General features: G+C 68.3%; 16 protein-coding genes and 2 pseudogenes. 15 read left to right on the top strand and 3 right to left on the bottom strand.

Annotation, left to right across the window (positions count from 1 at the left end):
* The 3 genes and pseudogenes from ACWCP8_RS35670 to ACWCP8_RS35660 form a co-directional block, all read left to right on the top strand.
* Positions 1-1,011, top strand: a pseudogene (locus ACWCP8_RS35670) (ISAzo13 family transposase); the annotation flags it as partial.
* A gap of 71 nt (positions 1,012-1,082) precedes the next feature.
* Positions 1,083-1,550: a hypothetical protein gene (locus ACWCP8_RS35665; protein ID WP_352270916.1), complete on the top strand. Its 468-nt coding sequence runs from the start codon at positions 1,083-1,085 to the stop codon at positions 1,548-1,550.
* A 138-nt stretch (positions 1,551-1,688) separates the two neighbouring features.
* Positions 1,689-2,687, top strand: coding sequence for an NAD(P)H-dependent flavin oxidoreductase (locus ACWCP8_RS35660; protein WP_352270918.1), 999 nt, complete (start codon positions 1,689-1,691; stop codon positions 2,685-2,687).
* A gap of 1,810 nt (positions 2,688-4,497) precedes the next feature.
* On the opposite strand, the gene ACWCP8_RS35655 is transcribed toward ACWCP8_RS35660, so the two are convergent.
* A complete protein-coding gene (locus ACWCP8_RS35655; protein WP_451120471.1) occupies positions 4,498-6,321 on the bottom strand; it encodes a hypothetical protein in 1,824 nt (607 codons plus the stop codon).
* A gap of 255 nt (positions 6,322-6,576) precedes the next feature.
* Here ACWCP8_RS35655 and ACWCP8_RS35650 point away from each other — a divergent pair.
* Positions 6,577-7,008, top strand: a pseudogene (locus tag ACWCP8_RS35650) (ATP-binding protein); the annotation flags it as partial.
* Between the two features lie 15 nt (positions 7,009-7,023).
* Here the strand turns inward: ACWCP8_RS35650 and ACWCP8_RS35645 are convergent.
* A complete protein-coding gene (locus ACWCP8_RS35645) occupies positions 7,024-7,497 on the bottom strand; it encodes a hypothetical protein (RefSeq protein ID WP_451120469.1) in 474 nt (157 codons plus the stop codon).
* 305 nt (positions 7,498-7,802) lie between these two features.
* Here ACWCP8_RS35645 and ACWCP8_RS35640 point away from each other — a divergent pair, with 305 nt between their 5' ends.
* Together ACWCP8_RS35640 and ACWCP8_RS35635 are read left to right on the top strand one after the other, a co-directional pair.
* Entirely contained in the window at positions 7,803-8,633 is an 831-nt protein-coding gene (locus ACWCP8_RS35640) for a hypothetical protein (RefSeq protein WP_451120479.1), read from the top strand.
* Positions 8,634-10,054: 1,421 nt separating this feature from the next.
* Positions 10,055-10,984, top strand: a complete 930-nt coding sequence (locus ACWCP8_RS35635; RefSeq protein ID WP_352270924.1) for a hypothetical protein — start codon at positions 10,055-10,057, stop codon at positions 10,982-10,984.
* A 342-nt stretch (positions 10,985-11,326) separates the two neighbouring features.
* Here the strand turns inward: ACWCP8_RS35635 and ACWCP8_RS35630 are convergent, their stop codons facing one another.
* Complete coding sequence (locus ACWCP8_RS35630) at positions 11,327-12,349, bottom strand: LacI family DNA-binding transcriptional regulator (protein WP_451120467.1); 1,023 nt, start codon at positions 12,347-12,349, stop codon at positions 11,327-11,329.
* A 200-nt stretch (positions 12,350-12,549) separates the two neighbouring features.
* Between ACWCP8_RS35630 and ACWCP8_RS35625 the strand changes: the two genes are divergently transcribed.
* The 9 genes from ACWCP8_RS35625 to ACWCP8_RS35585 are packed head-to-tail and all read left to right on the top strand — an operon-like array spanning position 12,550 to position 21,492.
* Positions 12,550-13,830: an amino acid ABC transporter substrate-binding protein gene (locus tag ACWCP8_RS35625; RefSeq protein WP_356004736.1), complete on the top strand. Its 1,281-nt coding sequence runs from the start codon at positions 12,550-12,552 to the stop codon at positions 13,828-13,830.
* Positions 13,831-13,836: 6 nt separating this feature from the next.
* Complete coding sequence (locus tag ACWCP8_RS35620) at positions 13,837-14,712, top strand: branched-chain amino acid ABC transporter permease (RefSeq protein WP_352270929.1); 876 nt, start codon at positions 13,837-13,839, stop codon at positions 14,710-14,712.
* Positions 14,713-14,735: 23 nt separating this feature from the next.
* The gene (locus ACWCP8_RS35615) at positions 14,736-15,731 is read left to right on the top strand and encodes a branched-chain amino acid ABC transporter permease (protein ID WP_352270931.1); all 996 of its coding nucleotides are present in this window, start codon (positions 14,736-14,738) and stop codon (positions 15,729-15,731) included.
* Positions 15,728-16,459, top strand: coding sequence for an ABC transporter ATP-binding protein (locus ACWCP8_RS35610; protein ID WP_451120464.1), 732 nt, complete (start codon positions 15,728-15,730; stop codon positions 16,457-16,459). The genes ACWCP8_RS35615 and ACWCP8_RS35610 overlap by 4 nt, the downstream gene beginning before the upstream one ends.
* Positions 16,459-17,268 (top strand): ABC transporter ATP-binding protein, encoded by an 810-nt coding sequence (locus ACWCP8_RS35605; RefSeq protein WP_451120462.1) that lies wholly within the window; start codon positions 16,459-16,461, stop codon positions 17,266-17,268. Before ACWCP8_RS35610 ends, ACWCP8_RS35605 begins: the two co-directional genes overlap by 1 nt.
* A 3-nt stretch (positions 17,269-17,271) precedes the next feature.
* Positions 17,272-18,213 carry an NAD(P)-dependent oxidoreductase gene (locus ACWCP8_RS35600; protein ID WP_451120460.1) on the top strand — a complete coding sequence of 314 codons (942 nt, stop codon included), beginning with the start codon at positions 17,272-17,274 and terminating at the stop codon, positions 18,211-18,213.
* Between the two features lie 26 nt (positions 18,214-18,239).
* Positions 18,240-19,487 carry a M24 family metallopeptidase gene (locus ACWCP8_RS35595; protein ID WP_451120458.1) on the top strand — a complete coding sequence of 416 codons (1,248 nt, stop codon included), beginning with the start codon at positions 18,240-18,242 and terminating at the stop codon, positions 19,485-19,487.
* Positions 19,488-19,513: 26 nt separating this feature from the next.
* The gene (locus ACWCP8_RS35590; RefSeq protein WP_352270939.1) at positions 19,514-20,527 is read left to right on the top strand and encodes a thiamine pyrophosphate-dependent dehydrogenase E1 component subunit alpha; all 1,014 of its coding nucleotides are present in this window, start codon (positions 19,514-19,516) and stop codon (positions 20,525-20,527) included.
* Positions 20,515-21,492 carry an alpha-ketoacid dehydrogenase subunit beta gene (locus ACWCP8_RS35585; RefSeq protein WP_451120456.1) on the top strand — a complete coding sequence of 326 codons (978 nt, stop codon included), beginning with the start codon at positions 20,515-20,517 and terminating at the stop codon, positions 21,490-21,492. The genes ACWCP8_RS35590 and ACWCP8_RS35585 overlap by 13 nt, the downstream gene beginning before the upstream one ends.
* Positions 21,493-21,501 lie beyond the last annotated feature (9 nt).

Genomic DNA, 21,501 nt, shown 5'->3' with positions numbered 1-21,501 from the left:
CTGGAGGTACTGATCGAGCCGCACACCCGAGGTGATCCCGTCTCTCCGTTGCGCTGGACCACTTTGTCACTTCGAGCCCTTGCCTCGACCCTTACTGCACAGGGCCACCCGGTTAGCGCTTCAACTGTCGGGCACCTGCTGCACGCCATGGGCTACAGCCTGCAGGGAACCGCGAAGACGACCGAGGGCGTCAGGCATCCGGACCGCGATGCCCAGTTCGCCCACTTGAACGCCACCGCCACCGCCTTCCTCAACGACATCCAGCTGGTGATCAGCGTCGACACCAAGGCCAAGGAATGGCTCGGGAACGGTGACCGGCCCGGTCGCACCTGGCGTCCGGGCAAAGATGCCATCAAGGTGGACTGCCACACGTTCACCACCAACGACCAGCCGATGGCCATCCCTTACGGGATCTATGACGTCGCCAACAACACCGGATGGGTCAACGTCGGAACCGACCACGACACCGCCGAGTTCGCGGTGGAATCCATCCGCCGCTGGTGGCAGAACCGCGGGCGAGCAGACCACCCGAATGCCACCCGGCTCCTGATCACCGCCGACGCCGGCGGCTCCAACGACCCCCGCCGCTGGACATGGAAGAACAACCTGGCCGCATTCGCACGGGAGAGCGGCCTGGAGATCACGGTCTGCCACCTACCTCCCGGGACGTCGAAATGGAACAAAATAGAGCATCGAATGTTCTGCCACATCACCGCGAACTGGCGGGGGCGACCGCTGACCAGCTACCAGGTCGTCATCGAGACCATCGCCGCCACAACCACCAAGACCGGGCTGGCCATCGGGGCCGAGCTCGACACAGGAAGCTACGACCTGGGCGTCAGTGTCACACCCGCCGAATTCCACGCCCTGGCGATCACAACCGACGCCTTCCACGGCGACTGGAACTACTCACTGGCTCCTGTCCCACCTCGAACGCCAGAGGTGCTGGCAGTCGGCCACCGGATCGACCCGGACCTGACCATGATGCTCACCAATCCGGCCCTGACCGGGGGGCCTCCCCCTGTGCTCAAATGCTGAACGGGAGTCATGGGGCTGTCTGGGATTGGGGGGGGGGAGCGTCGGTGATTGAGGATTCCGGTGTGAATGGCGGGTGTCTGGCGTGCGACCTCATGGTTGGCAAGGCTCCGCTGCCGGGTGGAAACGTGCTGCGAACCGAGTCATGGGTTGTCGAGCACTGTGTCGGGCCGCTTGGTCTGGGCACCGTTGTGGTCAAGCCGGTTCGGCATGTGGTGCACGTGGCCGAGCTGACGGCGCAGGAGTCGAGCGAGCTGGGGCCTCTGGTGCAGAGGGTGAGCGCCGCCGTCACCGAGGTGATGGCCCCGGAGCAGGTGTATGTGTGTCTGTGGTCGCATGCTGCCGGGGTTCCCGGCCACATCCATTTCGTCGTGCAGCCGGCTGGAAAAGAGGACATGGCCAGGTTCGACGCATTCGGTCCCGCGCTGCAGGTGGCTATGGGCGAGGCGGGTTGTTTCCCCGAGGCAGCGGAGGTAGAGCGGGTCTGTGAACGGTTGAGAGGAGCCCTCGGTTGAACCGGTCGGGTCAGCCCGCAGCAGCGTCGTGGGCTCGGTGTGCCCTCGGGCGTGTCCGATGGGTCGCATTCGACAGGCATCCAACGGTCCTCATGACATGCCGCGCTCGCCGTTTCGTCAATCCGCTAGTGTTTGTTCATGTTGCAGACGAGATTCACCGAGATGTTCGGGCTTGTACATCCGGTGATGTCGGCCCCCATGGCCCTGCACAGCGGCGGGACGCTCGCTGCCACGGTCTCCGCCGCCGGAGGGCTCGGCTGTTTCGGGGGTACGCATCCCTGGAAGGGGCCCGACTGGATCCGTGCTGAGATCGCGACCATCCGTGCCACGACGGACCGGCCGTTCGCGGTCGGGTTCATCACGCCGTTCCTTCCTTTCACCGAGCCGCTGTTCGACGCCACGCTGGAGGAGCGGCCAGAGGTCGTCGCATTGTCGTTCGCCGATCCCCAGCCGTGGCTTGCCCGGGCCAAGGACGCGGGAGCCCGGGTGATGTGCCAGGTCCAGAACTACAAGGACGCCGAGGCGGCGGTTGCCGCAGGGGCTGATGTCCTCGTGGCGCAGGGCAACGAGGCCGGCGGTCACACCGGGATGATGGGCCTGTTGCCGTTCCTGACCGGGATCGTGCGGAGGTACCCCGATGTCCCGGTGCTGGCCGCAGGCGGCATTGGGGACGGACGAACGCTCGCGGCCGTCCTCACCGCCGGTGCGGACGGTGCCTGGCTGGGCACGGCATTCCTTGCCACACCGGAAGCGGTCGAGGTGCACGACGTCCACAAGCGCATGATCGTCGAGAGCGACGGCGGCGACACCGTGTGGACACGGGCCTACGACATCGTGTCAGGACTGCCTTGGCCGACCGGCATCGGCGAACGCGTCCGCCGCAACCGGTTCACCGACGAGTGGTCGGAGCGCGAATCAACGCTGCGGGACCGCGCGGAGGATTTCAGGCCTGCGGAAGGTGCCAACCCCTTCGAGGCCCCGCCCGACCCCGATACGAGCGAGATTATCTACGGCCAGTCGGCGTCCTTCGTCGATGGCGTGCACCCGGCCGCTGACGTGGTCCGCGCGATCAGCGACGAGGCCGAAGCGATTCTGGACTCGCGGCCTCGCTCTCTACTCGGCCGACCGACAGCCTGATCGGCGCGGCAGCCGGCCCCGATGGAACGGCCGCACACGCCCAAGCTCTGTGGCCCGGACACTCAGCCTCCCAAGCGCCGCCCCCATGGACACGGCACGTTTCGTCAGGCGTGTCGTCGCGCATGGCAGCACACTGGGTGTTCGGGGCGGTCCTGGACGGTTGCGACCGGGACGGGCCCGCCGCCGACGCTGTAGAGGCCGGGGGATCCACCGCCGGGGTTCACAACTGCTGGGCAGCACCTCATCCGCTTCCAGCTCGGCTGGTACGCCCCTGTTTCAGGCTGTGGATCAGGACTCGACGTCGCCTTGAGGCGTTCACCTGACTGCGTGCGGCTAACGCACTTGAACTCGTGCGGAGCGTGGCCGAGCGGTTGCCACCGACGACCTTGCGACATCCCGGGAATTCTGGTGGTCGAACAAGCTCTGTCCCCCCAACGGGACTTGCTGCTTGGCCGCGAAGGGTCAAGCTGGGCGAGGCGAGAGCGGTTCCACTCCGTCCCGTCCGTAGCCCACATGGACTGGGCAACCGACGTCCTCGCCCTGACAAAATGAACTTGAACCAACCCTCCGGGACGGACGACTGCCCCGTCGCTTTGCGCACGGCCAACAGGTGCGCAAGGCATGCGCCCAGGGCTCTCTCCCAGACCCGGGCCGTCCTTGGGCCGTGCGAGGTGAACAGAGGTTGCCCTACAACGACAACTGCCGGCCGCTGCCCCGCAGCTCAGGAGAATGATCGGCGGTTGCGTTGCAGGTCAGAAAAGCGGCGTGTCACTGGTTCGGTTACCGACCGAGCCTTGACCTCGCGTTTTTCATGAAGCGGGCTGCCCGACGGATGGTCAGGTACGTCCCAGGTCAGGTCCCATCCACATACGGGATCTGCCAAACTGGATCACCGGCACGGTGCACCTCCACAATGAGGATGCGTCTACAGTCCGCTCGTATCTGGTGGAGGGCGCAAGCGCCTGTCAGGATCATGCTGTGAACGAGTCTTCGACTGCCACGAGATTGAGTAGAGCTCTCGACTGGGCAGGGCTGATCCCGTCCGCCCTCCTTCTTGCGGGCGGCATCAGGGACTACCGCGACGGCGGGTCCGTGGGCTGGCCAATTGGCGGAGCGGCTTTGGTTCTGGTCAGCCTCTGGGTGATCCATCGGGGGAGTCCTCGCCGGAGCGGCAGGACCACCGAGTTGCCGTAGGCGTACAGCACAGTCGTACCGTACTCACAGTGGGGATGCCCGACTGCTTCGCAGAAGGGCAGAGCCAGGACAGGCTCAAGGAGCAGACCCTGCGGCTACCAGGGGTCGTCGATCTATGCCTCTGCACGTTCCACACCTGCGATTAGCGAGTCAGGAGCCTGAGCGCGCTCCGTGGCTCCCGCCAGGCAGCGCGCTCAGTCACAAGTAGTGTGACTCGGCACGTTAGGTGTCGTCACACGTACACGGCGACCTGCGGGTTTGAGGCGGGATCGGCACGCTAACTGTCGCCAGATTGGCAGGGATGTTGTCGCGTAGCGCGTGTTTGCAGGCAATCACCTGAAGAAGAGACCGCGGTCGAGACACTCAAGGCAGCAATCGATCGCTCCAACATCGTCAGCGCGAAACTCAGTTATCAGTTCCGCGCCACGCGACGAGCCTCCGTCCCCTCTCGCGGGAGCACCCCGGCTTGAGACGCGCCTCTGACTGTGCGTTTCAAGTGGTGGATTGCCGCCCGAAGCCGCGGGCGACCTTGGCCGGTGACTGGCCAAGGTCGCCCGCGGTGCCACGTTTTAGCGGTGTGTGTCGTTGGGATCTGCGGGAGGTTGTGGCCGGGGGCTCAGGCACTATCGGGCCAGGAGAATCCGAGTTCCTCGGCGCGCTCGCGGTTGCCGCCGCACACCTGGCCGTAGGTTTTCGGGTCCTCCTTGGCCAGCCGGTGCAGGGCGGCGGCTGCCTGTGTCTCAGGTGGGGTGCCGTCGTCCGGCACGACCCAACGGAACTGGAGGGGAATGCCGTCCGGCTTCCCGGAGCCGAGTCCCGGCGCGTACCCGAAGGTCACCACGGTGGTGTCGGGGTCGTCGAAGCCGCTGCTGATCCAGCCTCGTTTCGCGTCCCACTGGCTCAGTAGATCTGGCCGTTCAACCAGTCCGGCTTTGATCAGACGGGCCGTGGTGCGGGCCGGCCAGGACCAGGAGCGGTCGGTCTCGGCACGGGCGATCTCCGTGTCGTAAGCCACGGCGTCGAACCGGTAGGCGGCCAGTTCGGAGGCGGGCTCCCGGGACCCCGGCATGGTGGACGGCCGCCGCCAGTTCTCCCATACCACCTGGTCTCCATCGCGTCGGATGGTGACGTAGAGCGCCCCGCAGCACCCCTCGGTGCAGCATGCCTCCGCGAGCTGTACCTCGCTGGGCTCTGAGCCGGCCCGGAGTTGGCCGTCGTCCAGCAGGAATTCGGGGCTGTTAGCGGGACCGCGGGCGAAGAACGCCGGGACCACGGGACGCCCGTCGAGGAGGATGCGGGTCTCGACGGGTTCCCGGTCCACGGGATCGCCCGCCACCACCTCGACACGCAGCCCGCCGGGCGTCGCCGGACGCCCGAAAGGTTGCCGACCGGTGCGCCGGATCCACCCGGCCCGCAGCCGCTGGTCAGTCTCGCCTGCGTCGGTGTCCGGCAGCGAGGCCCATTGGGGCTCTGCCAGCAGCCGTCCAAGTGATTCCAACAGCGTCACACGCCGTCCAGGAGGCCAGTCCAGCAGCACACCGGGACCGCTGCTCATGTCCAGGGCGAGCGAGAGCAGGGTGGCGTGGTTGTCGAGCGCGGGCGGCAGGAGGCCGGCCCGTGTCGCGACCCTCTCGTACAAGATGAGCGCGTCGCGGTAGGCGAGGAGGTCGGTCGGATCGTCGTGCGAGCACCCCGTCCGGGCCAGGAGCCTGCCCGCCCGGGCGAGCAGGGCCGTGTCGGAGGGGTGCTGATCGAGCAGGTCGGGTAGACGGGCAGCCTCTGCGATCCGGCGGGCGATCGTGGTGCTGAGGAATCGGGGTTCAGCGGGGAACGCGACCAGCTCCGTACAGATGGCCTGCCGGTCCCCCGTCCACAGGACGCGGACGAGTGGCCGCAGCTCATCGCGGCGCGCGTATACGGCGAGCCAGACGGCGGCTGCGCGCTGGCGATCCAGGGTGTCGAGGGCGTCGACAGCCAGGAGGGTGAACTCCCGGAACAAGCCGAGAACAGAGAGATACGGGGTGTCCTCTGGCTCGCCGAGGCGGATGAGCAGGGCAAGGCCGGCGGTGACGGCGGGCCCCGTGGTCCCGGTCCGGGTGAGGTGCCGACCCAGGGATCGGGCCGCTTCCCGCTGATCGTCTGGCAGCGGCAGGTTGGCGACGGCAGACCGAATCAGGTGCATGTGGCGGCGGCCCATGCCGAGCGGGGCGAAGCGGCGGTGCAGGGTGGCTGAGTCGTCCGGCAGAGGGTTCAGCGCTTCCCGGATGGCGCTCTGCGCCTCTTCGCGGGACAGCGGAACCTCACTCGGTTCGGGCCGCTGAGAAAGGGAGAAACCGCGCCGAGGCGGGACCCCGTCGGGGGACTCACGCAGCAAATGCAGAGCGCGGTCGTACAGTGCGGGCGGGAGGGTGAGCGCGTCGCGCTCTTCCTGGGCGCTCACCGGGCAAGGTGGAACTCGATTCCGTAGGTCATGCGCGCAGCCTGCCAGTCCGGTTCGCGCTCTGTCGAGGGAATTAGACACACGGCGACCCGCAGATCACGGTTGCGGCTCATCCGTCTTCGTGGGGAACCGCGGCACTCAGCGGGGGCGAGGAGAGGCCGAAAGGACCAACACCGGTGCTCAGTCTCAGCAGTCGCGGCGCGCCGCGGGCACATGACAGTCGTCCTGCAAACGCGTGGCTGTGTAGGTGAGTAGGGCACGGGCAAGTCCCATCTGCTGATTGCGCTGGGGACTGAGGCCGCGATGAAGGGATATCGGATGAAGTATGTCCTGGCGACCAAGCTGGTCAACGAGCTGGTCGAGGCCGCCGACGAGAAGCAGCCGGCCAAGACCATCGCCCGCTATGGGCGCGTCGATCTTTTATGCATTGATGAACTCGGCTACATGGAACTCGACCGCCGAGGGGCCGAACTCCCCTTCCAGGTTCTGACGGAGCGTGAGGAAATGAATTCTGTGGCGATCGCTTCGAACGAGTCGTTCGGCAGGTGGACGAAGACGTTCACCGATCCCAGGCCCTGCGGGGCCATCGTCGACCGCATCTCCTTCGGCGGCAACATCATCGAGACCGGCACCGACTCCTACCGCCTCGCCCAAACCAAAGCCCAGGCCGAACGATCCATCGGATGACCACGTCCACTCGGACTACCGGAGTGATCCGCGCTCATCGATGAACACGGTGGGTGCAGACAAGAACACATCGTCATTCACTGGGCCGTATGCGATGTTGAACGTGTCCAGCCAGTACGTCCAGCCCCGAATCCCCAGTGCACTGCTGAAACGGTAGTTGAGCTGCCAGCGGACCCATTGGCCAGGGACGAGCCGGACAGCCGGTGGCCGCCGCTTCCGAGGCGGCAAGGCAAACATGGGCTGCACTCGCGGAATTACCCGCAGTCGATCACCTGTTTCACGGAGCTGGACATCGACCTTGCTCAGGATTTCCCGGCTGTCATACGGCTCGAAGCCGTCGCGCTCGTGCATCCGGATCACATGCGCGAGGGGGGCCGCCTCATGCGGGAGAGTGAAGCCGACCGGGGCCGCGTTCCTTCGAGCCGCAGCGTCCCCTCCCCGAGATTCCTTCGTCCAGGTCGTCCGGATCCACTGGACAGTGATCTCCACAGCCTTGCTCCTACCACCTTGTTGAGGCGTCTACTCTACGGTCTTACTCCTCCATACCGGCACGAGCGCTCGCACGCGTGAGCGACTTCAGTTCTCACCGATATCGATCGCATCCAAGAGCGATGTGTGACGCCCGAAGACGGCTATATGTGCCTCCCGGAGAAGGTGACACAGCCAAACGCGACAGTTGGCGTGCCGAGTCACAAGGGGGCCTGTGACTGAGCGACGTGGTTGGCCCGATCGGCCAGATACGCGCTCAATAGTCGGTGGTGCCGATCCGCAGCGTCCCATACGGTCGGTCCGTGATGATCAAATTGGGCGAGCCGCGCAGGCTCGGTGCCTCGGCCCCTGAGGCGCGGTTGCGCTTCGAGGCGGAGCGGCGGGAGACCGGGGGCGGGCCAGGGCGCAGGTTGCTCCTGGTCGACGGGGAACCCGCCTTCGAACTCAGCTTCTGGTGCGGAACATGCCCGTTCCTGTTCCGCCGGTTGGAGACCGCACGGCAGACGTTGTCACTGGACAGCGTGCAGGAGCGGCTCACCGGCACGCTGGCCGATCCGGGCGACGGCGGCGTGATCGAAGCGTTCGGCGCGTTGCTGCCAGAGGGCGAGTACCTTCCGGTGCTGCTCCGCGTGGAGTCCCGCCTGGTCGTCCCCGGCCAGGAAGGCGGCTACTTCAGCGGCGAGCAGGTGGCCACGTGGGGGCTCGACCAGTTCTGGGGCCTCCCGGAATACCCGTACACGCCGTACTACCGGACTTTCGAGACGACAGTCGACGCGTCCGCTCACCTCTATGAGTTCGTCGTGCCCATGGTTCCCCCGACGTGGAACGCGAGCGAGCGCGTCGAGGAGTACGTCGAACTCATGGGCCGAGGAACGGTCCCGACGGCCGTGGCGGTCTCAACGCTGGACGTGTGCGAACCCGCCACTGGCGTGCAGACCGACCACTACCAGCACTGGGGCCTGACCCACTTCCTTCTCGACGGTCACCATAAACTGGAGGCCGCGGCCACAGTTGGTCGCCCGGTACAGCTCCTTTCGCTCCTGGCCCTGAGTGAAGGCCTGGCCGAATCCGCGGACTGCGCCCGGCTGCCTGCCCTGCGCACTCAACTCCGCTCGGCCCGAGCCTCCGGTGCCTGAACCAGCGCCGAAGATCACACCTGCGGGCCAATCACAGCGCACACCCAGGCCGGCTGGATCACACAGCCGCCGCGTGACGTTCGTGGCGCCATGCCTGATCGAGGGCCGAAGTCAGTCCGTCTCCAGGTCGTAGGCTCCGTCGCGGAACGTGAAGATCGACGGCTTGCAGTCGTGCTCCTCGCGCATGAATCCGCCGTTCCGGAGTCTTCGACGTGGGGCGCCAGCAGGTCCAGGAGTGTGACGAGCTCACCGATGCCGTCGTCCAGACAGGAGTTTCGGGTGGACAGTCCCCCAGGCATCCCATTTTCCGCGGGACTGGCGCTGCAGGGACGCGAAGTCCCTGGCTACTGCAACCGCAGTCAGAACCTGATCCCGGCGAGGGGCTGATCTCGCCAGGAGATTCTTCGTCTGCTGGTGGTGCACGAGCGTGATGCCTTCTGACCTTCACTGATGGGGCACGTCAGGGAACCTGCGCAGTGCCTTGGCCCGTGACTGGTCCGGATCTTGGGTGGGGAGGGGGCGATGAGCGACCTCCGGCCGAGGGCGATGCCGGACAGCGCTCCCCAGGCGACAGGCTGGCCCGGTGATCAGCGGGCATTTCGCGATGCAGACGATTGGCCCGGCTGGCCCCCCCCGTGACTCTGCCGGTGCACTCCAGGGTGAGGCGCGCGGTTGGTCGCAGAGGTGCCGAAACCGGGAGTGGCCGTCGACGGAATGGCGGTGCATTGCGTGGTGGCGGCGTGTCTCCCCGCCGGTGGACCCTGCGGAGTCCGACCGTTGCGGCTGGGCGCTGGCTCCCCTCCGCCAGACGGACATGACGCGTTCCGACCGACAAGGTCCACGGGTAGACGTGGACATCGGCGACGGAGCCGGGGAACGCCATGTACGGGGTCGTGGCGGAGGGGCTGTTGACGCAGCCGCCGATGGTGAGGGGTATGCAGGAGTCGTACTGAGGGCCGAGGTCGGTGGAGGCCCCCATCAGGGTGCCGTTCTGGTAGAGGGCCGTGCTGCCGTTGCTGGGGTCGTCGGTGACCGGTGACCGGTGCGCGGTAGGCGGCGACGAGGTGGGTTCAGGTGCCGACCGGGCCGGAGTTGGAGTCTCCATCCGCGGTGGGGAAGTCGGAGTTCTCGTCGTTGGTGGTGGTCCGGAACATCCAGGCGCCCCTGGGTTTGTCAGGCCAGCCGCGTCCCTGACCAGGCAGTCCTGGCCCATGCTCGCTGCCGCGTCAACGTCCTGTGGCCCCTTCTCCGAGACAGACGGTGCTACCGGAGCACATCGACCGACGCGCTCGCGCCTTGACGAACGGCATGAGGAATCAGTCACGTTGCCAGGCATGCTCACCAATCGCCGGCGCGGGCTCCCCCTCGGGACCGCCATCGGCTGGACCCTGTTGTCAGTGGCGTACGTTTCACTGTCTGCCATGACTGAAGAGGAAGTGCTCGCAGCTGTCCACGGCTTGCTCTGGCCTGGCACGGGAGCCTTGGAGTGCCCGGAGGCGGGGCACTCGGCAGGGCACGTGTGCCTGGCGACTTCCGACGAGGTCGGCCTCTCGTCGCTGACCGAGAAACTCAGCGGCCGGTACGGGCAGCCGCACGGTCTTGCCGTGGGCGGGCACGTCGATCCGGCGGTGACCGAGCGGACCGGGCTGCCGCTTCTCGTCCCCTTCGGGGAGCGGCTGGTTGAGATGGGGGCGTGGGCGTACGCCGGCCGGTGGATCGGATGCGGTGCGACGCGTACCAGCGAGGGCATACGGCCTGTCGTGGTCGTCGCCGAGCGGCCCGATCCCGCGGCGGACGGGCTGCCGGAGGACGCCTCGTGGGTGGATCGGGTCGTCGCGGTCACAGGGTGGGATTCGGACCGGGCCCGTACGGTCGACTGGACAGCGGTCGAGGCCCGGCTGGGGACCGCGCTGCCCAGCGCTTACAAGCGGCTGGCCGAGCTCTTCGGGCATGGCGCCTTCGACGGATTCCTCCAGCTCTCCGTCCCAGATGCCCCATTCACGAGCGCCGACATCGTCCGGCACACCGAGTGGCTGGCCGAGTGGGCCCGGGCGCACGGCAACAGCCTGTGGGAGCCGTACGACCTGTTCCCGGCGCCCGGCGGGCTGCTCGAGTGGGCTGGATCCGAGCAGGCGGATCGGTTCTACTGGCTCACCGAGGGCCCGGACCCGGACAAGTGGCCCATCGTCATGTCGGAGGAAATCCCCGACTCATGGCAGCGATTCGACGGTTCGACCGCGGAGTTCATCCACCGCTTGCTCACCGACCAGCACCACCCCTTCTCGACCGCCCGTTACTTCGACGTCCACTGGTTCCAGAGCTACGAGAGCCTCGAAGCGGACGGCGACTGACCCCACCGGCAGCCCATGAATCATGGGTGCCCGACCGGGCCGTCGGGCAGCATTGATGCCGCGGCGGACTGGCCAGTAGCAGTGCGACTGGCCAACTGTCGCTGCGGGCCACGCCGGTTGCGGCTGAGCGTTCCAGTCGGCCACTTCGAGTGTCACGGTCTGCCGGCATCCGCAGCCTGACGCGTGCTACGTCGTCCGCCCCGGAAATCGAGCGACGTCATCGGTGCTCCGAGGGGGCCGTCGAGCACACGGCAGCAGGCGTACGGGACGCCACCACCCTTCCGGCAAGCGCGAACCGCCCGTCGGCGCAGAGCCCTGGCCCAGGCAAGCGCGAGCGGATCGTCAGTCCCGCGGCACCGGCCCAGTGGAGGCGCGTACGACCAGCGCACAGCCGAGCAGCAGTGACCGGGGCGGTCCCGGCTGGTCGATGCACTTCAGCAGCATGCGTGCCGCCTCGGCGCCGATTTCCTGCTGGGGCACGTGCACAGTCGTCAGCGGCGGGGTCATCCGCGTCAGGAACGGCATGTCGTTGAAACCCGCCACGGACATGTCCTCGGGGCAGCGCAGCCCGAACGCCGCCAGCGCGTCCAGCGCTCCGAGAGCGAGAAGGTCGTTCGCGGCGAACACGGCTGTGGGACGTTCGGTGCCTCGGTACGTGGAGAGGAGTCTGTCCATGGCCGTGGTACCCGCGGCCTCGCTGAATGCCGTGGCGTCGACGACGGTGGTGTGCCGAGGGTCCAGCCCGGCCTGCTCGCAGGAGTCGAGGAAGGCGCGGCGCCGAATCAGGCCGGTCGACAGCTCCTGCGGGCCCGCGAGGTGTGCGATGCGCCGGTGCCCGAGACCGATGAGGTGCCGGACGACGGCGTCGACGCCCGCCGCCTCGTCCGCCGTGACCGACGGCGTGTGCCGACTGTCCAGGACCCGGTTGACGAGCACCATCGGGACCCCGTCCGCCGCCGCGCGCTCGAGCAGGGGGTGTTTGCGGCGCGCGGTGGCGACCACGAAGCCGTCACACTGACGGCCGCGCAACTCCGCGAAGAGCCGCGCTTCCTTGTCTTCGTCGTTGTCCGTGCTGACCAGCAGCGCCGAGTAGCCCTCGACGGCGAGCGCCTCCTCCACGCCCCTGACGATGGGCGGGAAGAGGGGGTTGGTCAGGTCGGGGATGAGGATCGCGACCATCCGGGAGCGCCGGGTGCGCAGGGCACGCGCGACGGAGTTCGGTTGGTAGCCCAGCCTTTCGGCCTCGGCGAGAACGCGCCTGACCGTCTCCGCCGACACCCGGTGGCGGGTGTCGGGATTCAGGGCTCTCGACGCCGTGCCGGGGTGGACGCCGGCCGCTTGCGCCACGTCGCTCAACCTCGTCACAAGTCACACCGTATGCCGGGGCAGGCGCGATGACAATGGATTGCATCAGGGCTTGCCGTAGATCTTGACACCCCGCGGCCGCGAGCCTAATTTCACGACAACCGATTGCGCAGCCAAGCGCGCGACACGGTGTGGCGCACTGTTGCGGCGCCCTGAACGGCCATGAAATTCCCCCTCTTCGAGCGTAGGGACGGCTCGCCGTGGAAGACAATCGATTGTCATTGAGAGTCGGAGGGCACCGATGGTGCCGCCGTGGGTTCCTGGCGGCCGTCGCGGCCACGACCGCGGCGGCGCTCACCGCCTGCGGGCCCGCGACCGGCGGGCCTGCCCAGGGGGCAGGCAAGGACCCCGGCAAGGACACGCTGACGATCGGCATCTCGCTCTCCCTGACGGGGGACTTCGCCGATCCCGGCAAGGCTGCCAAGCGCGGGTACGACCTGTGGGTGTCCGATGTCAACGCCCGCGGCGGCGTGCTCGGCCGCAAGGTCTCCCTCAAGATCGTCGACGACACGTCCAACCCGAACCAGGTCACGACGAACTACACCAACCTCATCACCAAGGACAAGGTCGATCTGGTCGTCGGCCCGTACTCCAGTCTGCTGACCATCCCGGCCTCGCAGGTGGCCAAGCGCTACGGCTACGCCTTCCTCGAGCCGGCCGGCGGCGGGCCGAAGGTGTTCGCCCAGCACCTGGACAACCTGTTCTTCGTCCAGCCCGCCGCCATCGTCAAGCAGGGCGACATCTTCGTCGACTACCTGCTCTCTCTGCCGCCGACCAAGCGCCCTAAGACCGCCGCATACGCCTCACTTGACGATCCGTTCGCCGCCCCGCTCGCCGACAACGTCCGGCGGCGGCTGGAAGCGGCCGGCATCAAGACCGTGTACGCCCAGACCTACCCCGACAACCTCACCGACCTCACCCCGGTGATCACCAAGGTTGCCTCCGCCAAGCCCGATCTGCTCGTCTCCGGAACGCAGTCCGAGGACGCCTACGCCCAGGTCAAGGCGATGATCCAGCTGGGCTTCAACCCCCGCTGGCTGTTCGTCTCCAACGGCGCCAACAATCCGGTGGAGTTCCCCGACAAGGTCGGCAAGGACAACACCGAGGGCATCTTCACCACCGGCGACTGGTTCGCCGGCTCCAAGCAGCCCGGCGCTCCCGAGTTCGTCAAGGCGTACCTGGCCAAGTACGGAGGCGCCGAGACGGACATCGACACCACCAGTGCCGAGGCGTACTCGGTCGGCACGCTGATCGAGCAGGTCGCGAAGAAGACCGGGAAGCTCGATAACGAGACCATCATCTCCACGCTGCACTCCGGCACTTGGCAGATCCCGGTGGGTGACCTGTCCTGGGACGCCAACGGCGAGCCCAAGGGTCACTACACCCTCGTCCAGTGGCAGAAGAACCGGCTGACGCCGGTCTACCCGGTCGACACGGCAGTCGCCAGGCCACTGACCACGAAGCCGGCCTGGGGGAAGTGAGCGGTCGTGCACACACTCCTCCAGGCCGTCCTCCTGGGCGTACTCACCGGCGGTGTCTACGCCCTGATGGCCAGCGGCCAGACCCTCGTCTTCGGCATCATGAGGGTGATCAACCTGGCGCAGGGTGCGCTGGTGGTTCTCAGCGCCTACCTGTCGTACACCCTGTTCACCTGGGCCGGGATCGACCCGTTCCTCGGCATCCTGATCGTCACCCCGGTGATGTTCGTGCTCGGGGTCGCTGTGCAGTGGGTGTTCCTCCGGCCGCTCAAGAGCGGAGACGGCGAGCTCAGCCTGCTCGTGATGTTCGCCGTCGCCCTGGCCGTCGAAGGCGTACTCGCGTCGGTCTACAAGACGACCTTCCGCTCCATCAACACCACATATCGCGACGCCGCCTGGCACCTGGGCGACTACCGGCTCCCGGTGACCAGGCTGGCGGCCTGCGGACTGTCCCTCGCTGTCCTGGGCGGGCTGTGGCTGCTGCTGCACCACACGCGCTTCGGCGCTTCGGTGCGGGCCACGGTGCAGAACCCGACCGCGGCCCGGCTGCTCGGTGTCAACCCCGAACGCGTCTCCGCACTCGGCTTCGGCCTGGGCACGGCAACCGCTGGAGCCGCCGGCGCGGTGTTCGGCCTCGTCTATCCCTTCAACTCGGGCAGCCACTACGACCTCATCGCGCGGCTGCTGGCCATCGTCGTGCTCGGCGGACTCGGCAGCCTCGGCGGCGCCGTCGTGGCCGGTGTGCTGATGGGTGTGGCCGAGGCGGTGGTGGCCGCGACCTGGTCACCGTCATGGGCCGGATTCACCTTCTTCGCGGCGCTGCTCCTCGTCCTGCTGCTGCGGCCGCAGGGGCTGTTCGGGGCACGGCTTCGGGGGGCGCTGTGACCTCCACTCTCTCCGCGACACCCGTGTCCGCTGCCCCTCGCTCCGGATTCGTACGCCATCCGAGGCTGTGGCGCATTGCCGTGCCGGTCGTCGTCTTCGCGGCGCTGCTGGCCGCGCCCTGGACCGTGGGCCAGCCCTGGATCGTCAACCTGCTGATCTTCACGCTCATGTACGCCACGATGGCCAGCGCCTGGAACCTGGTGGGCGGCCTCGCCGGCTATCCCTCGCTCGGCCACGCGGCGTTCTTCGGCATCGGCGCCTACGGCGAGGCGATCTGGTTCCATCACCATCCGCCGGTCTCCGGCTGGGAGCCCTTCGTCGCGCTGCCGGCCGTGGCCGTCGGCACGGCGCTGGTGGGGCTGCCGGTCGCCTGGATCGCCATGCGTACCCGGACGGCGACCTTCGCGATCGTCACGATCACACTGGTCTTCGTCGTCCAGACTCTCGCGTTCAACGCCCGCGCCCTCACCGGCGGTGCGCAGGGCATCGGGATCGGTCCGGCCCCCTTCGGCGTCGCCTACTTCGCCTTCCCCTTCTACTACGTGCTGGTGACCCTGCTTGCCGTCGCCGTCGCGATGACCGCCCTCATCATGCGGTCCCGGTTGGGGCTGATCCTGGCGACCGTCCGCGATGACGAGGACAAAGCCCGTGGCATCGGGGCCCCCACGGCGGTGGCCAAGCTCGCGGCGTTCGCGCTGTCGGTCGGCCTCACCGGCGCCGTCGGCGCGGTGTGGGCGTACTACGTGTCCTTCGTCTACCCGCCGTTCGCGGTGGACCCGCTGGTGACCATCGGCATGGTGCTCATGGTGTACCTGGGCGGGCGGGGGACGTTGTGGGGGCCGGTGCTCGGAGCGTTCCTCGTCGTACCCGTGCAGCAATACCTCGCCTACCAGCTCGGGGCCAACTCGCTGCACCTGGTGGGATACGCGGCCCTGTTCCTCGTCGTCATGCTCGTGCTTCCCCGCGGCATCCTGCCTTCGCTCGCGGACCGGCTCGGGAAGCGGGTGAGCGGACGATGACGGCGCTGCTCGAAGTGCGCGGTCTGACGAAGTCCTTCGGCGGGGTGCGGGCGGTGGACGACTGCTCGTTCGACGTCGAGGAAGGCTCGGTCACGGCGCTCATCGGTCCCAACGGGTCGGGGAAGACCACCGCGTTCAACATGATCACCGGCTATCTGGCCGCCGACTCCGGCTCGCTCCGGTTCGCGGGCACCACCTACCGGCGGCCGGACCCGGCGCTGCTCTACCGCCGCGGACTCACCCGCACGTTCCAGCAGGCCCGGATCTTCGGCTCGCTCAGCGTACGGGAGAACCTGATCGCCGCTGCGGGACACCGCTGGACCGCACTGCTCTGCCCGCGCGCCGCCCGGGCCGACCGGGCACGCGCCGACGAGTTGCTGGACGACTTCGGGCTGTCCGCCAAGGCCGACCTGAAGGCGTCCGAACTCTCCTACGGCCAGCGCAAGCTGTGCGAGTTCGCCGCGGTGCTGATGGCGGATCCACGGATGGTGCTGCTCGACGAACCCACCGCGGGGGTCAACCCGGTGATGATCGAGACCATGGAGCGCCACGTACGCACCAGGAACGAGCAGGGAGTGACCTTCCTGATCGTCGAGCACGACATGCCGCTGGTGATGCGGCTGTGCGACCCGGTCGTCGTCCTCGACCGCGGCCGGCCCATCGCGGCCGGCGGACCCGCCGACATCCAGGCCGATCCCCGGGTGCTCGACGCCTATCTGGGGGAATGATGACCCACACCACCTCCGAACCCGCGACGGCGCTGCTCACCCTGGACGGCGTCACCGCCGGATACGGCGCGGGCCTGATCCTGCGGGGCGTTGACCTGACGGTCGCCGCCGGGCAGGTCACCTGCCTCATCGGGCCCAACGGCTCGGGCAAGTCCACGACCCTGAAGACGATTTCGGGCCTGCTGAAGCCGGCCTTTGGCACCGTCACCTTCCAGGGCGAGGACATCTCGCGGCTCAGTGCCCGGGAACGGCTCCTGCGGGGCATCGTCCACGTGCCGCAGGACCGCAGCCTCTTCCCGGCGATGACCGTACGCGAGAACGTAGAGATGGGCGGCTACGTCCTGCGCGACCGGCGCCTGGTCGCCGAGCGCTGGGAGCACATCGCCGCCTCCTTCCCACTGGTCGCAGACCGGGCGGGCGCCCACGCCGGCTCCCTGTCCGGTGGCGAGCAGAAGACCGTCGAGATTGCGCGGACCCTGATGCTGGACCCGGTCCTCATCCTCCTGGACGAGCCCTCCATCGGGCTCGACCCCAAGTCCCGCACCGCCGTCTTCCGCAGCGTCGCCGACCTCGCGGCCTCCGGACGTTCCATCCTCCTGGTCGAGCAGAACGCCCGCTCCGGCCTGGCCGTCTCGCACACCGGCGTCGTCCTCGAGGGCGGCCGGGTCGCCCTGACGGGCACCGGCACCGACCTGCTCTCCGATCCGGAGGTCGGCCGGCTGTACCTCGGCGCCGGCGCCCGGCCCTCCGCATCTCTCGCCTCCTCCTCCGCCCCGTCGTCGCACGGCGACCCCACCTCACAGGACTGACTCATGACCGATCACACGCCCCGTCCCACCATCGGCTGGGCCGGCACCGGCCGCATGGGCTACGCGATGGTCGCCCGCCTCCTGCGCGCGGGCCACGACGTCACCGTCTACAACCGCACCCGCAGCAAGTGCGAGCCGCTGCGTGAGCTGGGCGCCACCATCGTGGACACCGCCGGGGAACTGGCCGACCGCGACATCGTGTTCACCATGGTCAGCGCGAGCAAGGACTTCGCCGAGGTCACCCTCGGCGAGCACGGCATCCTGCGGCAGTCCGCCAAGCCCCCGATCCTCGTCGACTGCTCCACCGTCTCGAAGGACGTCTCGGCGCAGGTGCGCGCGGAGGCCGAACAGGTCGGCACCGCACTGCTGGTCGCCCCCGTGTCGGGCAACGCCAAGGTGGCGAAGGCCGGCCGGCTTTCGATGGTCGCCTCCGGCCCCCGCGAGGCCTTCGACGAGACCGAGTCGCTGCTCACCACGATCGCCCCCTCGGTCACCTACGCCGGACCGGACGATGTGGCCCGGCTGGTGAAGCTCGCCCACAACATCTTCCTCGGCGTCGTCACCCAGTCCATGGCCGAGATCACCGTGCTGGCCGAGAAGGGAGGCGTGAGCCGGGCCGCGTTCCTGGACTTCCTCAACGGCTCGGTCCTCGGCTCGGTCTTCACCCGCTACAAGACCCCCGCCTTCGTGAACCTCGACTTCACGCCGACCTTCACGCCCGAACTGCTGCGCAAGGACTTCGACCTCGGCCTCGCCGCCGCCCGGGAGCTGGAGGTCCCCATGCCGGTGGCGGCGCTGACCCACCACATCGTTCAGCAGTCCGTCGGCCGGGGCCACGACGACACCGACTTCGCCGTGCTGCTCTCGGAGGCCGCCGGCTGCGCCGGACTGACCCTCGCATCCGAGAACGCGGATGTCTCCGACGGCCTGAGCCCTGCCTCGTGAACCACCGTCACACAGACCAGGAGAAGATGGTGACCACCACCCCGCTGACGGCGGCCCCCGGGCACACCGCCGTCGACTTCGAGACCCGCGTCGACTTCGACCGTCTGCGCGCCTACCGGCTCTCCCGCGCCCGAGCCGCCCTGGAGGCGTCGGAGCTGGGCGCGGTCCTGCTCTTCGACGTCAACAACATCCGCTATGTCACCGGCACGATGATCGGCGAGTGGTCGCGGGACAAGATGACCCGCTACGCGCTGCTGACCCGTGACCACGAGCCGATGGTCTGGGACTTCGGCTCCGCCGCCCGCCACCACCAGCTGTACGCGCCCTGGCTGCGGCCGGAGAACTGCCGCGCCGGAATGCTGGGCCTGCGGGGCGCCGTGGCACCCGAGGTGGGTCTGATGCGGCGCGCGGTCGCCGAACTGCGCGGCATCCTCGCCGACCACACTGTCGCCGACGCGCCCATCGGCATCGACATCGTCGAGCCGCCGTTCCTCTTCGAGATGCAGCACGCCGGGCTCACCGTCGTCGACGCGCAGCAGGTCATGCTGGACGCCCGCGCCGTGAAGAACCCCGACGAGATCATGCTGCTGTCGCAGGCCGCGGCCATGGTCGACGGCGCCTACCAGCAGATCTCCGAGGCCCTCAAGCCCGGCGTGCGCGAGAACGACATCGTCGCGCTGGCCAACAAGTACCTCTACGAGCAGGGCTCGGACGACGTCGAGGCCATCAACGCGGTGTCGGGCGAGCGGTGCAACCCCCATCCGCACAATTTCACCGACCGGCTCATCCGGCCCGGTGACACCTGCTTCTTCGACATCATCCAGTCCTACCAGGGCTACCGGACCTGCTACTACCGCACCCTGAACGTCGGCTCCTCCACCCCGGCGCAGCGCGACGCCTACACCAGGGCACGCGAGTGGATCGACGCCGCCATCGAGCTCGTACGCCCCGGGCAGACCACCGACGTCATCGCCAAGGCCTGGCCCAAGGCAGCCGACTTCGGATTCGCCACCGAAATGGACTGCTTCGGCCTCCAGTTCGGCCACGGGCTGGGTCTGGGCCTGCACGAGCGGCCCATCATCAGCCGCCTGAACTCCCTGGAGCATCCGGCGGAGATCGAGGAAGGCATGGTCTTCGCGCTGGAGACCTACTGCCCGGCATCGGACGGCTACTCCGCCGCGCGCATCGAGGAGGAGGTCGTGGTCACCGCCGACGGCGCACGTGTCCTCACCCTCTTCCCCGCGCAGGAGCTGTTCGTCGCCAACCCCTACTAGACCACCGGAAAAGGAGGTACGGGATCGTGACCACCACGCAGACCCGGCACGCCGCGCCGGGCATCGACGAGCCCACCCGCTTGGCGCTCTACCGTCAGATGGTGCAGATGCGCGGCATGGAGAAGCGCGCCTACGACCTGTTCCTGCAGAACCTCGTCAAGGGCACCAGTCACCTGTCCCTCGGCCAGGAGGCCATCGCCGCCGGCTTCGGCGTCGCCATGCGCGACGACGACTACACCTTCGCCACCTACCGCGGCCACGCCCACACCCTCGCCCGCGGCGTACCGATGACCGGCATCCTGGCCGAGCTGATGGGCCGGGCCAACGGCCTGATGGCAGGCAAGGGCGGCAGCATGCACCTGACGTCCGTCGAGCACGGGATGATGGGGTCCTACGCCATCATCGGCGCGCACCTGCCGATCGCCACCGGAGCCGCCTGGTCGGCCCAGTACCGTGGCACCGGCCAGGCCGCCGTCTGCTTCTTCGGCGACGGCACCACCAACATCGGCGCCTTCCACGAGGCGCTGAACCTGGCGGCCGTCTGGAAGCTGCCCGTGGTGTTCGTGTGCGAGAACAACCTGTACATGGAGTACACGGCGATCGGCTCGGTGACCGCCGTGCCGAACCCGGCCGCCGACCGGGCCGCGGCGTACGGGCTGCAGCCGGTCGTCGTGGACGGTAACGACCCCGAGGCGGTCCACGAGGCCGCGGTCGCGGCCCTCTCGCGTGCCCGGTCGGGCGAGGGCCCCTCCCTCATCGAGGCCAAGACCTACCGGCACGGCGGCCATTCCCGGGCCGACCCGGCCAAGTACCGCCCCGCGGCGGAGGTCGAGGAGTGGCTGAAGCGTGATCCCATCCCCGCCTACCGGCAGTGGCTGCTCGACCTCGGCGTCGCGGAGTCCGTTCTCGGCGAGATCGAGGCCGAATCGGCCCGCCTGGTGGACGAGGCGACCGCTGAGGCCAAGGCGGGACCGCAGCCGGGCGAGGACCTGGTGCTCAAGGACATATGGGCTGACGGAGGTGCGACATGGCGCAACTGACCTACCGCGATGCGGTCGCCCGCGGCATCGCGCAGGAGATGCGGCGGGACGAGTCGATCGTCTTCCTCGGCGAGGACATCGCCGCCGCCGGAGGAGTGTTCAAGACCACGGCCGGCCTGCTCGACGAGTTCGGCCCTGCGCGCGTGCGCGACACGCCCATCTCCGAGCAGGCGATCCTGGGCGCCGCGATGGGTGCGGCCATGACGGGCCTGCGGCCCATCGCCGAGATCATGTTCTCCGACTTCTTCGCGGTCTGCTGGGACATCGTAGTGAACCAGATCGCCAAGTCCCGGTATATGACGAACGGCCAGATGTCCTTCCCCCTGGTCATCAAGTCCGGCAACGGCGGCGGTCTGCGCTTCGGCGCCCAGCACTCCCAGGACATCGCCAACTGGGCCATGGCCGTCCCGGGACTGAAGGTCGTCGCCCCCTCCAGCCCCGCCGATGTCGTGGGCCTGATGGCCGCGGCCGTACGCGACCCCGATCCCGTCGTCTTCCTGGAGGCGAAGGGGCTGTACCCCACCAAGGCCGAAGTGCCCGAGGGCGACATCGTCGACCAGCTCGGCACGGCCAAGGTGCTGCGCCACGGCGGGGACGTCACGCTCGTCTCGCTCGGCCTGATGGTGCCCCGCACGCTCGCCGCCGCCGAGCAGCTCCAGCAGCAGCACGGCATAGACGCCACCGTCATCGATCTGCGCAGCCTGGTCCCGCTCGACGTCAGCACGGTGCTGGGCTCCCTCGAGCACACCGGTCGCCTGTTCACCGTTGAGGAGAACCCCCGGCTGTGCGGCTGGGGCGCCGAGCTGGTCTCGATCGTCGCGGAGGAGGGCTTCACCTCCCTGGACGGGCCGCTGGTGCGGATCACCACCCCGCATGTGCCGTTGCCGGCCGCCGACGCCCTGGAGGACGCGGCCCTGCCCAGCACCGCCCGCATCGTCGAGACCGTCGCCAAGAGCGTCGACTGACCGGCTCCG

This window comes from Streptomyces sp. NPDC002206 (genome assembly GCF_053593595.1).
This window is presented reverse-complemented; position numbering and strand designations above follow the sequence as displayed.

Coding starts and splice junctions, on each gene's coding strand:
- ACWCP8_RS35660 (WP_352270918.1), top strand. CDS start 1,689: ATGTTGCAGACGAGATTCACCGAGATGTTCGGGCTTGTACATCCGGTG.
- ACWCP8_RS35640 (WP_451120479.1), top strand. CDS start 7,803: ATGATCAAATTGGGCGAGCCGCGCAGGCTCGGTGCCTCGGCCCCTGAG.
- ACWCP8_RS35635 (WP_352270924.1), top strand. CDS start 10,055: ATGACTGAAGAGGAAGTGCTCGCAGCTGTCCACGGCTTGCTCTGGCCT.
- ACWCP8_RS35610 (WP_451120464.1), top strand. CDS start 15,728: ATGACGGCGCTGCTCGAAGTGCGCGGTCTGACGAAGTCCTTCGGCGGG.
- ACWCP8_RS35605 (WP_451120462.1), top strand. CDS start 16,459: ATGACCCACACCACCTCCGAACCCGCGACGGCGCTGCTCACCCTGGAC.
- ACWCP8_RS35600 (WP_451120460.1), top strand. CDS start 17,272: ATGACCGATCACACGCCCCGTCCCACCATCGGCTGGGCCGGCACCGGC.
- ACWCP8_RS35595 (WP_451120458.1), top strand. CDS start 18,240: ATGGTGACCACCACCCCGCTGACGGCGGCCCCCGGGCACACCGCCGTC.
- ACWCP8_RS35585 (WP_451120456.1), top strand. CDS start 20,515: ATGGCGCAACTGACCTACCGCGATGCGGTCGCCCGCGGCATCGCGCAG.